The organism is Intrasporangium sp. (genome assembly GCF_040414665.1).
Taxonomy (GTDB): domain Bacteria; phylum Actinomycetota; class Actinomycetes; order Actinomycetales; family Dermatophilaceae; genus Intrasporangium.
Map to the genome: position 1 here is coordinate 120,965 of NZ_JBEDUL010000170.1, position 12,673 is coordinate 133,637.

The 12,673-nt window shown below is 69.3% G+C and carries 13 protein-coding genes; 8 read left to right on the plus strand and 5 right to left on the minus strand.

The genetic code is table 11. The features are described 5' to 3' along the window. Positions 1-157 precede the first annotated feature (157 nt). Positions 158-3,025, plus strand: a complete 2,868-nt coding sequence (gene secA / locus ABF401_RS19100) for a preprotein translocase subunit SecA (RefSeq protein WP_353511168.1) — start codon at positions 158-160, stop codon at positions 3,023-3,025. Between the two features lie 66 nt (positions 3,026-3,091). Here secA and ABF401_RS19105 read toward each other — a convergent pair whose 3' ends face one another. Together ABF401_RS19105 and ABF401_RS19110 are read right to left on the minus strand one after the other, a co-directional pair. Beyond that, a complete protein-coding gene (locus ABF401_RS19105) occupies positions 3,092-3,634 on the minus strand; it encodes an Rv3235 family protein (protein WP_353511169.1) in 543 nt (180 codons plus the stop codon). After that, entirely contained in the window at positions 3,631-4,437 is an 807-nt protein-coding gene (locus tag ABF401_RS19110) for a LysM peptidoglycan-binding domain-containing protein (RefSeq protein WP_353511170.1), read from the minus strand. The genes ABF401_RS19105 and ABF401_RS19110 overlap by 4 nt, the downstream gene beginning before the upstream one ends. Before the next feature lie 110 nt (positions 4,438-4,547). On the opposite strand from ABF401_RS19110, the gene ABF401_RS19115 reads away from it, so the two are divergent. Then, on the plus strand, positions 4,548-5,105 hold the full coding sequence (locus ABF401_RS19115) for a hypothetical protein (protein WP_353511171.1): 558 nt from the start codon (positions 4,548-4,550) through the stop codon (positions 5,103-5,105). A gap of 52 nt (positions 5,106-5,157) precedes the next feature. Here ABF401_RS19115 and ABF401_RS19120 read toward each other — a convergent pair whose 3' ends face one another. Then, entirely contained in the window at positions 5,158-5,385 is a 228-nt protein-coding gene (locus tag ABF401_RS19120; protein WP_353511172.1) for a helix-turn-helix domain-containing protein, read from the minus strand. Positions 5,386-5,558: 173 nt separating this feature from the next. Here ABF401_RS19120 and ABF401_RS19125 point away from each other — a divergent pair, with 173 nt between their 5' ends. Together ABF401_RS19125 and ABF401_RS19130 are read left to right on the plus strand one after the other, a co-directional pair. Then, positions 5,559-6,254 carry a CpaB family protein gene (locus ABF401_RS19125; RefSeq protein WP_353511173.1) on the plus strand — a complete coding sequence of 232 codons (696 nt, stop codon included), beginning with the start codon at positions 5,559-5,561 and terminating at the stop codon, positions 6,252-6,254. Next, positions 6,251-7,708 (plus strand): CpaE/TadZ family protein, encoded by a 1,458-nt coding sequence (locus ABF401_RS19130; RefSeq protein ID WP_353511174.1) that lies wholly within the window; start codon positions 6,251-6,253, stop codon positions 7,706-7,708. The genes ABF401_RS19125 and ABF401_RS19130 overlap by 4 nt, the downstream gene beginning before the upstream one ends. Here ABF401_RS19130 and ABF401_RS19135 read toward each other — a convergent pair whose 3' ends face one another. Together ABF401_RS19135 and ABF401_RS19140 are read right to left on the minus strand one after the other, a co-directional pair. Then, positions 7,709-9,055 carry a hypothetical protein gene (locus ABF401_RS19135; RefSeq protein ID WP_353511175.1) on the minus strand — a complete coding sequence of 449 codons (1,347 nt, stop codon included), beginning with the start codon at positions 9,053-9,055 and terminating at the stop codon, positions 7,709-7,711. Between the two features lie 9 nt (positions 9,056-9,064). Beyond that, complete coding sequence (locus tag ABF401_RS19140; RefSeq protein WP_353511176.1) at positions 9,065-9,442, minus strand: hypothetical protein; 378 nt, start codon at positions 9,440-9,442, stop codon at positions 9,065-9,067. Positions 9,443-9,482: 40 nt separating this feature from the next. On the opposite strand from ABF401_RS19140, the gene ABF401_RS19145 reads away from it, so the two are divergent. From ABF401_RS19145 to ABF401_RS19160, 4 genes are all read left to right on the plus strand, one after another. Continuing rightward, positions 9,483-10,904, plus strand: coding sequence for a WS/DGAT/MGAT family O-acyltransferase (locus ABF401_RS19145; protein WP_353511177.1), 1,422 nt, complete (start codon positions 9,483-9,485; stop codon positions 10,902-10,904). Beyond that, positions 10,904-11,344, plus strand: coding sequence for a DUF6912 family protein (locus ABF401_RS19150; RefSeq protein ID WP_353511178.1), 441 nt, complete (start codon positions 10,904-10,906; stop codon positions 11,342-11,344). Before ABF401_RS19145 ends, ABF401_RS19150 begins: the two co-directional genes overlap by 1 nt. A 77-nt stretch (positions 11,345-11,421) precedes the next feature. After that, a complete protein-coding gene (locus ABF401_RS19155) occupies positions 11,422-11,940 on the plus strand; it encodes an NUDIX hydrolase (protein WP_353511197.1) in 519 nt (172 codons plus the stop codon). A gap of 24 nt (positions 11,941-11,964) precedes the next feature. Further along, positions 11,965-12,591, plus strand: a complete 627-nt coding sequence (locus ABF401_RS19160) for a TetR/AcrR family transcriptional regulator (RefSeq protein WP_353511179.1) — start codon at positions 11,965-11,967, stop codon at positions 12,589-12,591. Positions 12,592-12,673 lie beyond the last annotated feature (82 nt).

Here is a 12,673-nt window from a genome sequence, read left to right on the forward strand (position 1 = left end):
GCCGATGAAGGTGGGTCGGGAACTCCCGCGCGGCAGCGGTCCGTTGGTCGGGAGGGCCTGCCTGCGACTAGCCTAGGCAGGTCCCGTGACGCACACGGGTGATCGTGCCCGCCCAGCGGCGGGTGGCATGACGTTGAGTCGGGAGTGAGTACGCACCATGGTCTTGGGCATCGACAAGCTGCTCCGCGCGGGCGAGGGCAGGACCCTGAAGCGCCTTCAGGGCATCGCCGCGCAGGTCAATGCCCTCGAGGCTGACTTCGAGAAGCTCACCGACGAAGAGCTGCGCGAGGAGACCCCCAGCTTCCGCACGCGCCTCGAGGCCGGTGAGAGCCTCGACGACCTGCTCCCCGAGGCCTTCGCGGCGGTTCGCGAGGCGAGCAAGCGCACGCTCGGCAAGCGGCACTTCGACGTGCAGGTCATGGGCGGCGCTGCGCTCCACCTGGGGAACGTGGCGGAGATGAAGACCGGTGAGGGCAAGACCCTCGTGGCGACGCTGCCGTCCTACCTCAACGCGCTCACGGGCAAGGGCGTGCACATCATCACGGTGAACGACTACCTCGCCGAGTACCAGTCCGAGCTCATGGGGCGCATCCACCGGGCCCTCGGCATGGAGACCGGATGCATCCTCTCGAGCATGACGCCCGAGCAGCGGCGCGCGGAGTACGCGAAGGACATCACGTACGGCACGAACAACGAGTTCGGGTTCGACTACCTGCGCGACAACATGGCATGGGAGCCTGCGGAGCTCGTCCAGCGAGGGCACCACTACGCCATCGTGGACGAGGTCGACTCCATCCTCATCGACGAGGCGCGCACGCCGCTGATCATCTCCGGTCCGGCCGACATCGCCACGAAGTGGTACGTCGAGTTCGCCCGGATCGCATCGCGCCTGTCCCGGGGCGAGGACGGCCGTGGGGACTACGAGGTCGACGAGAAGAAGCGCACCGTCGGGGTCCTGGAGAGCGGCATCGCGCGCGTCGAGGACCTGCTCGGCATCGAGAATCTCTACGACACCGTCAACACCCCCCTCATCGGCTACCTGAACAACTCCATCAAGGCCAAGGAGCTGTTCAAGCGGGACAAGGACTACGTCGTCATGAACGGCGAGATCCTCATCGTCGACGAACACACCGGCCGCATGCTCCCCGGGCGCCGCTACAACGAGGGAATGCACCAGGCGATCGAGGCGAAGGAGGGCGTCGAGATCAAGAACGAGAACCAGACCCTCGCGACGATCACCCTCCAGAACTACTTCCGCATGTACGACAAGCTCTCCGGCATGACCGGTACCGCCCAGACGGAGGCAGCCGAGCTCAACTCGATCTACAAGCTCGGTGTCATCCCGATCCCCACGAACATGCCGATGATCCGGAAGGACCAGGCCGACCTCGTCTACCGGACTGAGGTCGCGAAGTTCAACGCGGTCGTCGACGACATCGTCGAGCGGCACACGCTGGGGCAGCCGGTCCTCGTCGGGACGACATCGGTCGAGAAGAGCGAGTACCTCTCCCAGCAGCTGAAGAAGCGGGGCATCAGGCACGAGGTCCTCAACGCGAAGCAGCACGAGCGCGAGGCGTCGATCGTCGCCGAGGCCGGCCGCAAGGGCGCCGTGACGGTCGCCACGAACATGGCCGGACGAGGCACCGACATCATGCTCGGGGGCAACCCGGAGTTCCGCGCAGTCGCGGAGCTCAAGCGCCGCGGGCTCGACCCGGAGGAGACCCCGGAGGAGTACGAAGCGGCGTGGGACGAGGCCCTCGCCGGCTCAGAAGCGGCGGTTGGGGCCGAGCACGACGAGGTCACCGGCATCGGCGGGCTGTACGTGCTCGGCACGGAGCGGCACGAGTCCCGCCGCATCGACAACCAGCTGCGTGGTCGGTCCGGTCGCCAGGGCGACCCCGGCGAGTCGCGGTTCTATCTCTCGCTGCAGGACGACCTGATGCGGCTGTTCAACGCGGCCCTTGTCGACCGGTTCATGGTGTCCGCCGGCATGGAGGACGACCAGCCGATCGAGTCGAAGATGGTGACGAACTCGATCCAGAAGGCTCAGGGTGCTGTCGAGGCCCAGAACTACGAGATCCGCAAGAACGTCCTCAAGTACGACGACGTGATGAACCGACAGCGCCAGGTCATCTACGAGGAGCGACGGGCCGTCCTCGAGGGCCGGGACCTTCACGAGCAGCTCCGGATGTTCGTCAACGATGTCGTCGGCGGTTATGTCGACGCCGCGACCGCCGAGGGATTCGCTGCGGACTGGGACCTCGAGCGCCTCTGGGAGGCACTGCGACAGGTGTACCCCGTCGGCATCACTGTCGAGGAGCTCGAGGACCTCGCGGGCGGCCGGAACGGCGTCAACGGAGAGTTGCTTCGGGAACAGCTGATGTCCGATGCGCATCACGCCTACGACCAGCGCGAGGAGGCGCTCGGGTCGGCGACGATGCGCGAGGTCGAGCGCCGGGTCGTGCTCTCCGTCCTGGACCGCAAGTGGCGCGAGCACCTCTACGAGATGGACTACCTGCAGGAGGGCATCGGGCTGCGGGCCATGGCCCAGCGCGACCCGCTGATCGAGTACCAGCGTGAAGGGTTCCAGCTCTTCGAGGCCATGATGGATGCGATCAAGGAGGAGTCGGTATCGCACATCTTCTCCGTGCAGGTCGAGGTGACACCGCCGGCGCAGCAGGTGGGTGCCACCCCGATGGCCGTCGGTGACCTCGTCGGGGGGGTCGCCCAGACTGTCGCTGCCGAGGCCCCCGCCGCGGAGCCGGTCGCTGCCGTGAGAGCGGGTGCCGGGTCGGCGAGTGCCGGGCGGACGCGAGCCAGCCTGGCCGCCGACGTCAGTGGGGCGGGAGGGCATTCGGATGGCGTGAAGGTCTCTGGTGTCGGCCTGGCGACCCCGCAGCAGCGGTCGGCCGCGCTGCGCTACTCCGCCCCGGGCGAGGACGGTCGGGCGGTCGAGACCGGACAGCAGCCCGTCGAGCGCAAGGCGGACCGTCGCGGCAAGAAGGTGAAGCGGCGCCGGCGCTGAACCGGCGGCGCGGTAGGAAAGGTCCGACCACCCCTGGTCGGACTTTTCCGCTCCCTGCGCGACGCTTCAGCCGACGGCCACCTGGGTCATCAACCACCGGCCGTCGAGGCCCTCGAGGCGGAACGCGAGCGCGCGGACCCGGCCGTGCGAGACGACGACCGCACACGCCTCGATGACCCCGTCGGCGGGCTCGCACAGTCGAATCCGCCGGACCACAGCTGGGCGCCGGGCCTCGCCGCGCAGTCGGCGGGTCGAGACGAGCGCCCGGCGGGCGAGCAGCGAGTACACGGTCGGGCTCGTGTGCCGAATGAGCTGGGTGGCCGGCCGCTGACCAGAGATGACCTCGACGACTGCCTGCGCGATCTTGGCGACGAACGGCTCGGGCTCCGGCAGGTCGGTGGATCGGGTCGGCCGGTGCGCGAACTCGTCATCGACAGTGGGGAAGAAGTCGAGGGCCAACGCCTCTTGGGTGTACGGCGTCGACTCGAACTGCCACGCCTCATCCGCGCTGATCCGCCCGGGCTCGGTGTCGGGGATATGGCGCACGCTGAAGGCGGAGCTGGCCGAGGTCCGGCGACCCCATGACTCCCGGGCCCGTGCCGCGGTCACCGGAACACCTCGGCGAGAGGTGGCTGCAGCTGCTGACCCGGCACGACCACGTCGGGATCGTCACCGATGACGGCGCGGTTGGCCTCGTACCAGCGCGGCCACTCGGCTGCGACCTCGGCGTCGGTGGCGCCCGATCCGAGGTGCGCTGCGGCGATCGACCACAGGGAGTCGCCTCGTCGCACGGTGACCGTCTCGCTCGTCGTGCTCGTCGGCCGAAGTGCCGGCGCGAGCACGCGCCCGTGGTGGGGTCGGAGGGCCGGGGTCGGTCGATCGGGCACCCACCCCGGCCGGGGCGCCGCAGGGGCCGACGCGACGTCGTCCGCCCTGGCCAACCCCGTGGTGGTCGTCTGACTGGTCGCCGAGTAGCCAGGACCCGGCGCCGGGACGCCCTGCTGCCGACCGCCGGCGTCTGCGGTGCTCGTGGCGATGGCGACCGGCGCGGGCAGAGCCACGGTGCCGACCGACGCGCCAAGGGTGAGGGAGAGCAGCCGGCGTGCGACGTGCGGCGTCAGCAACGGTGCCAGTCGGCGACAGAGGGCTCCGACGACCCCTGGCGCCGAGGACACGAGCCCGACGGAGACGGTGAGCGTCAGCCAGCCGGTGAGCACGGCCCCGGCCCACGCCAACGCCGACCCGATGACCTCGTCGACGCTGGCGGGACCGGTGGGCGAGGCCCCCGGCCAGCCGCTGGTCGCCATGCGGGAGAGGCACCAGCTGACGAGACCGGATGCGCCGGCGATGAGGATTCCTGCGACCGCCGGGTGCTGCGCGTCGCCAACCGGACCAGGTGCTGAATTGCTCATAGGATGGATTTAATGCCGTTTGCTTTCGTTTGGCAATAGTTGGCTACGTTCGATGCTGGCAGTACAGTTGGCCCCGTTGACGAGTCCGGCACCGGATCGAGGGTGACGCCATGAGATGGGAGCGCCTCTTCGAGGAGCTCGATGCCCGGTTCGACGCCGAGGCCAGCCTCCAGCGCGACGCCGAGATCGCTGACCGGACGCGACGCGAGCGGGCCCTCATCCCCCTGTACAGCCGCCTGCTCGCCAACGTCGGCCGAGCGACCATCTCGGTTCGACTACCCGGAGCGCAGGGTCCCCGAGTCATCGTCGGCGCGCCACGCGACGTCGGTCCCGACTGGCTGCTGCTCGTCGACACCGCCCAGCAGACACACCTCGTGCCGCTGGCGGCGGTGCGGGGCATCACGGGCCTGCGCCCCGGAGCACAGGAGGGAAGCCTGGTCGGACGACGCTTCACGCTGGGGGCGGCACTGCGTGGGATCAGCCGTGACCGTGCGGTCGTCGATCTGGCGGATCTCGACGGCCAGGTGCTGACTGGGACGATCGACGCGGTCGGGGCGGACCACCTCGACCTGGCCGAGCATGCGCCGGACGAGCCGCGCCGGGCCCGTCATGTCGTGCGGACCCACGTCATCCCCATCGCTGCGCTCGGCTCTGTCCGGCGCCGCTGATGCGGCGCCGCAGCGTCCTCCGCGTCGCCCGATTCACGGGGCTGTTGGGTGGTCAGTCGTCGACGGTGCCACCGAAGGGGTGCGCCTGCACGAACGAGCGCGTCTCGGCGTACATCCGCTGGATGTAGTTCTCCAGCTCGGCGACCTCGACTCGCCACTGCCCACGGCCGCCGATCTTGATGGCGGGCAGCTCGCCAGAGCGCACCAGGGCGTAGGCCTGCGCGGCGGAGATGTTCAGGATCTCAGACACCTCTGCCAGCTGGAGGAACCTCTGGGCCACGATCGCTCCTTCACTCAGCACAACGGGGCCATGGTAGGCCCGCCACGGCCGTGTTTGATTCGCTTGTGCACAGTTCGCCACCTCGAGAGGCGGTTTGTGCGCGGGTGCGGAAGGATGTTCCCGCGAGTGGCTCCGGGGCCCCTCGACCGTGACCTCAAGGGGGTTGTGTCTGCATGGGCGAACTGGCCGTGCCCACGGCAAAGCGGCTGCAGAAGCCGTCCTGGAAGGACAGCCGCCTCATCGTCGGCGTCATCCTCGTCATCGCGGCGGGGACCCTCGGCGCCAGACTGGTGGCGAGCGCAGACGACCGAATGCCCTACTTCGTCGCCGTGGACAATCTCGTCGCCGGGGAAGCAATCACGGATGCCTCGTTCCAGCGCGTCGATGTTGCGCTTGCGGACAGCCTGGGACGGTACGTCCCGGCAGACGCCCCGGTCCCGGAGGGGAAGATCCTGCTGCGTGACGTCCAGGCCGGCGAGCTCGTGCCGGTCGCTGCCCTCGGTACGCCTGGCGACGTCGAGGTGCAGCGGGTGACCGTCCCTGCCGACGCCCCGTCGACCGCCGGCCTGGAGCGGGGGCAACGCGTGGATCTCTACGTCACGCCGGACGCAGACCGCCGTGTGACCGATGCGGGCACCCCGAGGCGCACGTCACGGCTGCTCCACGCAGTCGCTGTCGTGGACGTACGCGCGGGCGACGGCGGATTCGGAGCCACCGCAACGACATCGGTACAGCTCTATGTGCCGGCTGAGCACGTCAGGGCGGTCATCGAGGCGGTGGACCAGGACGCGAAGATCACGCTTGTCCCGGTCAAGGGTCCGGCCAAAGGTCCGGTGAACGGGCCGATGGACGAGGGCGGAGACGCATGACCGACGTCATCACCGGGCTCGGACCCGCGTGGGAGTCAGTGGTCGCCACCACCCTCGAGGCGTCGGCCGATCTCACCGTCACGCGTCGTTGTGCCGACGTCGCCGAGCTGCTCTCGGTGGCCGAGGCCGGCTTGGGGAAGTGCGCCGTCATCAGCGCCGACCTGCATGGCCTCGACCTCGGTCTGGTCCAGCGCCTGAACCAATGCGGCGTCCTCGTCCTGGGTCTGTACCCGACGGGGGATGATGGCGCCGAGCGACGACTTCGTCAGCTCCGCATCCCTGTCGTGCTCCCCATCGAGGCGAGCGCGTCAGACTTCACCGCTGCGGTCCGGGACCAGACGGAGCACCGCACGAGCGGGCGTCCGGACCCGACGGATCTCCCGGTCGTGGCGGTGGACGACGTCGCGGCACACGTGCGGCTCCCGGACCATGTCCCGGACGACCTGGCGAACAGCGTGCGTGCCTCCAACGGCTACTCCACGCCGACTCCCGGGTCCGACTCGCCCTCCGCGTCGATCCCTGCACCGACGGATGACGACGACCGTGGTTGGCAACCGCGCGGCTCCGGGCCGGACGTTGCCTCGACGGACTCGGACGAACCGGCCCGCTCGACGATCGTCGCGGTCTGGGGACCCACGGGCGGCCCGGGCCGTACCACGGTCGCGGTGAACCTCGCGGCGGAGATCGCGGCCCGCGGTCGGGAGGTCCTCCTCGTCGATGCAGACACCTACGGCGGCAGCGTGGCCCAGGTCCTCGGCCTGCTCGATGAGGCGCCCGGGATCGCGGCGGCCTGTCGGTCCGCGGACCACGGGATGCTCGACCTGCCGGCCCTGGCGCGTCTCGCTCCAGTGGTCATGCCCGGCCTGCGTGTGCTCACCGGACTGCCCAAGGCGGAGCGCTGGCCGGAGCTGCGGTCCGCAGCCCTCGAGCGGGTCCTCGAGCTCGGGCGTGGCCTGGCTCCGGTCATCGTCGTCGACTGCGGCTTCTGCATCGAGAACGACGAAGAGCTCAGCTACGACACCGCCGCGCCACGACGCAACGAGGCGACCCTGACGGCGCTCGCGCAGGCCGACACGGTGCTCGCCGTTGGTAGCGGAGACCCAGTTGGGCTCCAGCGCTTCGTCCGCGCCCTCCAGGAGCTGGGCTCCGTGCCGTCACCGCCACCCGTGCCAGTGGTCAACCGGGTCCGCAGCTCCGCGGTCGGATCACGGCCCCGGGAGCGGATCGCCGAGTCCCTGCTGAGATTCGCCGGCCTGGACGGCCTCCATTTCCTCCCGGATGACGCCGCGACCCTCGATGGCTCCGTCCTTGCCGGGCGATCAGTGGTCGAACACGCGCCGGACTCCGCCCTGGGGGCGGCCATTGCCGAGCTGGCCACCGCGATCGCGCCGTGGACCCGGACGCGAGTGGCGGGTCGGCAGCGCCGGCTCCGTCGGACGAGGGCCGCTGGCTGATCAGGGGGTGAACAGGATGGTCAGCCCCGCGAAGGTGTAGCCAAGCATGATGACCATGAGGGGGATCTGCCCCACGATCGCGGATCGCCGATCCAGTACCGAGACAGCCCGTTCGTGGGCCGCGAGCACCCCCAGAAGGTGACCCACGACGATGCTGACTGCCTGGATCGTCGCCACCAGCGTGGCCTGGACCAAGGTGTCATTCGGCGTGACCCCGGCGGTGCCCAGCAGGTCCGCACCGGTGCCGAGCGGGTCGCTGAGCAGCGCCAGCCCGACCGGTGCCTGGTAGACGAACAGCGACCAATAGTGCGCCACCACGTATCCACCGGCGATCGGGATGAGTGACGGCGCGAAATCGGAGACGAAGTAGAACGAATCCCGAATCCCCTTGCCTGACAGTGCCATCGAGGCGGCCGATGCGAGCCAGAGCGTCACCGCCACGGCCGCGAAGAACCCGAGCATGGTGGCTGTCTTCAGCACCGGGGCGGGCACGGCCGACGTCTGCACGAAGGTTGCCCAGGACAGGTTGGCCGAGAACCCGTCATAGGCGGTGCTGCCGAGCATGACGGCAACCGTGGCGACGAGTCCGCGCTCGCCATGCAGCTCGTTGATTCCGTGGAGCGGGGTGCGGAGCACCCATCGGCCGTCGTCCCGTCGTCCCAACGGCGCGAGGGCGCCGAGCAGGCGGGACCACGCCTCGAAGGGATCCGCGCGATCGAACCAGGCGCGGCCGAACAGGCCAGCGCCCAGGATCGAGACGAGCAGGTAGCCGAGGATGAGCAGCCGGAGGAAGGGGAGGCTGGTGTTGTCAGTCGCCACCAGCTCGACCCAGGTGAAGACGCCGAGCCCCAGCGCAGCCGGCCACCATCCCGCCCGATAGCGGACGACCGCGAGGTCGGGGGAGACCCGGGCGAGCCGAAGCAGCCCGCTGTGCAGGAGGCGCACCGGGTTGATGACGCGCCAGACCGGCCCGAACAGCATCGACACAAAGGCGAGGCCGACCCAGAGCCACACATAGACGATGTGGGGCACCGGATTTCGCGCGCTGTCCGGGCCGGCGAGGAGGGCCACCAGCGTCCACAGCGTGAGGGCGACCGAGAGGGTCTGCGCCACCCGGCGCAGCCACCGCGAGTCGAGCACCGACGCAGCGAGGCTGGGCAGCACGATCCCTTGGGAGCTGCGCAGCCGCGGCTCGCGCCAGAGCACGCCGATCGCCAGGAAGGAGATGAGGAGAGCGGCCAGCGCGCTCACCAGGAGCACGCCGAACGGTAGCGGCAGGTCGCTCCGAGTGCCCACGCCGTGGGTGGGCACGGCGACGAGCATGCTGTATGCCGCTGGGCTCAGCACCGCATGCCCCTACCGCACCGCTACGGTGAGCAGCGTCAGGGCAGGCTCGTGGGTCTCGACCTCGAACACTCCGGTCTCGGTTCCGACGAGACGCACCGTCGTGGGGACGCCGGCCTTGAGCTGCTCCTCGAGGTCACCAAAGCCATGGGCGTGCAGCTCGTCGTCGTGGTCGATCGTCACGGTCAGCTCGAGCGCCTCACCGATTCCGAGATCCACCTGGGCCGGCGCGGGCGTCACGGTCGTGCCGGTGACGGTGATGGCAAGGGACCTGACGACCGTGGCCGTGGCGTTGTGGGCGGGGGTCGGTTCCGCAGCCGAGCCGCAGGCCGCGATGCCGGAGAGTGCCAGGAGGCAGACGGCATACGGCAGGACGCGTTTCACAGGCATGGTGCGGATCCTACGTTGGCCGGTCTGGCAGAGTGTGAGCATGTCGGACCGGCTGACTTCTCTCGACGCGTCCTTCCTGTACCTCGAGCAGTCGACCACGGCCATGCACGTGGGGTCGGTCATGATCTTCCAGCCACCGGGTGACGGCTTCGACCACGACCAGCTCGTGCAGATCATCGAGAACCGCATCGGCGGAATCCCCCGCTTCCGCCAGAAGGTCCGCGACGTTCCCGGTCGCATCGCCAACCCGGTCTGGGTCGACGACGAGTCGTTCGACATGAGCTATCACGTGCGGCGCGCTGGGCTGCCACGCCCGGGCACCGACCGACAGCTCCAGGACTTCGTCGCCCGAGTGCAGCCGCGCAAGCTGGATCGGACGAGACCGCTGTGGGAGGTGTACTACGTCGAGGGGCTGCAGGGCGGGCGCGTCGCCATCGTGACCAAGACGCACCACGCCCTCATCGACGGAGTCCACGCGCTCGACATCGCTCACGTCATCGTCGACTCGGTCCGCGGTGAAGGCCTGGGCGAGGACCAGGTGCCCTGGGAGCCCAAGGCACCGCCCTCGTCGGTGGAGCTGCTCTCCGGCGCCCTGGTCGATGTGGTGCGGCGTCCGACGCAGGTCATCGACCAGGTCCGTGGTGGTCTCACCGAAGCCCTCAACGTCATCCTCCGGGCCGCCGAGTCGGCCGGGACCGTCGTCTCGACGGTCGCACGGACGGCCGCGCGACCCGCGCCGGTGTCTCCGCTGAACGCAGAGGTGGGCTCGGCGCGACGGTGGGTGATGGTGTCGACGGACCTCGAGGACTACCGGGCCGTCCGCAGGCGGCTGGCCAAGGGGGCGTACGCAGAGGACGTCACGATCAACGATGTCGTGCTCGCCACGATCACGGGCGCCTTTCGCAGCTGGCTGCTGGGGCGTGGCGAGCCCGTCCACGGCGGCAGCGTCGTCCGGGCCATGGTGCCGGTCAGCGTCTATGGCGACGACCCGGCGGGCATGTACGCAAACCAGGTCATGGCCTGCGTCGTCAGCCTGCCGGTGGGGGAGCCGGGCGCATCGATGCGACTGCATCAGATCGCGTTTGCGATGCGACAGCAGATGGAAGGGGGACAGGCGGTGGGGGCGACATCTCTGGCCAACCTCGCCGGCTTTGCCCCGCCGACTCTCCATGCCCTCGGGGCCAGGCTCGGTTCCGCGATGTCGCGGCGCATCTACAACGTCATGATCACCAACGTTCCGGGACCGCAGACCCCGCTCTATGCCGGTGAGGCCGAGATGCTGTCCACCTACCCCGTCACTCCGCTCGCTCGGGGCCAGGCCCTGTCCATCGGCATCACGTCCTACAACGGCGGGGTCTACTACGGCCTCAACGCCGATCGTGAGGCGATGTCCGATGTCGACGAGCTCGCCGACTCGATCGTCGTCTCGCTCGCCGAGCTGAAGAGTGGGAGGGAGCCCTGATGCCGGTGATCCGCGTGTACGTGCCGATCGGCAGGCGGGACCTGGACGACCTCGCCCAGACGGGTGCCCTCGACGTCGACCGAACGAGACCTCGGAACGCCTTTGCGGTGACAGACGAGCTCCGTTCTGTTGCAGCTGGACTCGACCTGGAGGACTTGGAGTTCACCGCCTTCTCCGATGCTGTCGCCGCGTCTGGTGCGGCCCGTTCCATGCCGGGAGACCGGCGGATCGTGGTGTCGGCCGACGCGGACCCCGCCTGGGTCCTGGAAGGGGACGGACAGCCGGTCAGTCGCGTGCGTCTCGTGGCCTCCGTTCCCATGCGCCGGATCGCCTCCTTCCACGTCGACGAGACGGCCGGAGCTGCGATCGACGTGGGCGCCGACGACCTGCTCTGGTATGACGCGACGGAGCTCGACGAGGTCCGTGCCCTGCTGGCCTGACTCGGCGCTGGTCCAACAGCAGGCCGTTCGCATCCGTCAAGGTTCGAGGAAGTCAGAGTGAGGTGGAGGCCGTGGGCATGGCGGACGAGCTGGTGGCCCGGTTCGATGCCTCCGGCAACCTCGTCGGGACGTGCCGGCGCTCGGTCGTGCGGCGCGACAACCTCTGGCACGCGGCCTCCTCGATTGTCGTCCGCGGGCCGGACGACGGGGTCTACCTTCATCGACGGACCCCTTCCAAGGACGTCTTCCCCGGCCTGCTCGACTTCGCCGCCGGTGGCGTCGTCCTCGCGGATGAGGACCCAGCCGTGGGAGCCCGTCGCGAGCTCGACGAGGAGCTGGGCGTGCACGGCGCGGAGCTGGTGCCACTCGGGGTCGTGACCTATGCCGACGAGCACACGAGGTACCACGCCCACCGGTTCACCACGACGTGGCACGGGGTGATCCGGTGGCAGCCGGAAGAGGTTGCCTGGGGCGACTGGGTCCCCCTCCCCGAGCTCGTGAAGCGCATCGAGCGCGAGCCCGGGTCCTTCGTGCCCGACAGCGTCGCGGTCTGGCTTCCGGTGCTGATTCGCTGGACGACAGCTCCCCGCGGATGAGTCGACCCGCTCAATCCCTTGCAGATGACGAACGGTCGTGCTTTTATTGGCCTCATGGGCAAGGGCGAGCAGACGAAGGCCGCGATCCTCGACGAGGCGAGTGACCTGGCGTCTCGACTTGGTCTGGGAGGCCTCACGATCGGCACGCTCGCAACCGCGAGCAACCTGTCCAAGAGCGGTCTCTACGCCCACTTCGCGTCGAAGGAGTCCCTCCAGGTGGAGGTGCTCCGGTACGCTCGCGACCAGTTCACCGACCACGTCATGCGGCCGACGGTGCAGGCACCGAGGGGCGAGCCGCGGTTCCGGGCCTTCTTCGAGAACTGGCTCGCTTGGCAGGTGGGTCGATTCGCGGGAGGGTGCATCTTCGTCGACGCCGCCAGTGAGTTCGACGACCAAGAGGGTCCGGTTCGAGATGAGCTCGTCCGCGCCGAGCGCGACAAGCTCGAGTCCGTCACCATGGTCGTCGGCACGGCCATTGCCGAGGGTCAGTTCCGTCCCGACGTCGATGCCGCACAGGTGGCCTACGAGCTCGAGGGCATCCTGCTCGCTCACCACCATGCTCGTCGTCTGATGCGTGACCCGATGGCCACCGAACGTGCCCGCCGCGCGTTCGAGCGCCTTGTGGAGTCCTGTCGCGCAAACCCCGTCTGAACAGGCGGATCCCTCCACCCAGACCGCTTCAGGGCGGGTCCCAACCCCGAGAAGGAATCAACCATGGGTCAGTCCTTCGCAA

What these genes read in the sequence shown, in the direction of transcription:
- secA (WP_353511168.1), top strand. Translation starts at nt 158, where the DNA reads ATGGTCTTGGGCATCGACAAGCTGCTCCGCGCGGGCGAGGGCAGGACC.
- ABF401_RS19110 (WP_353511170.1), bottom strand. Translation starts at nt 4,437, where the DNA reads ATGAGCAATTCAGCACCTGGTCCGGTTGGCGACGCGCAGCACCCGGCG.
- ABF401_RS19115 (WP_353511171.1), top strand. Translation starts at nt 4,548, where the DNA reads ATGAGATGGGAGCGCCTCTTCGAGGAGCTCGATGCCCGGTTCGACGCC.
- ABF401_RS19125 (WP_353511173.1), top strand. Translation starts at nt 5,559, where the DNA reads ATGGGCGAACTGGCCGTGCCCACGGCAAAGCGGCTGCAGAAGCCGTCC.
- ABF401_RS19130 (WP_353511174.1), top strand. Translation starts at nt 6,251, where the DNA reads ATGACCGACGTCATCACCGGGCTCGGACCCGCGTGGGAGTCAGTGGTC.
- ABF401_RS19140 (WP_353511176.1), bottom strand. Translation starts at nt 9,442, where the DNA reads ATGCCTGTGAAACGCGTCCTGCCGTATGCCGTCTGCCTCCTGGCACTC.
- ABF401_RS19145 (WP_353511177.1), top strand. Translation starts at nt 9,483, where the DNA reads ATGTCGGACCGGCTGACTTCTCTCGACGCGTCCTTCCTGTACCTCGAG.
- ABF401_RS19150 (WP_353511178.1), top strand. Translation starts at nt 10,904, where the DNA reads ATGCCGGTGATCCGCGTGTACGTGCCGATCGGCAGGCGGGACCTGGAC.
- ABF401_RS19155 (WP_353511197.1), top strand. Translation starts at nt 11,422, where the DNA reads ATGGCGGACGAGCTGGTGGCCCGGTTCGATGCCTCCGGCAACCTCGTC.
- ABF401_RS19160 (WP_353511179.1), top strand. Translation starts at nt 11,965, where the DNA reads ATGACGAACGGTCGTGCTTTTATTGGCCTCATGGGCAAGGGCGAGCAG.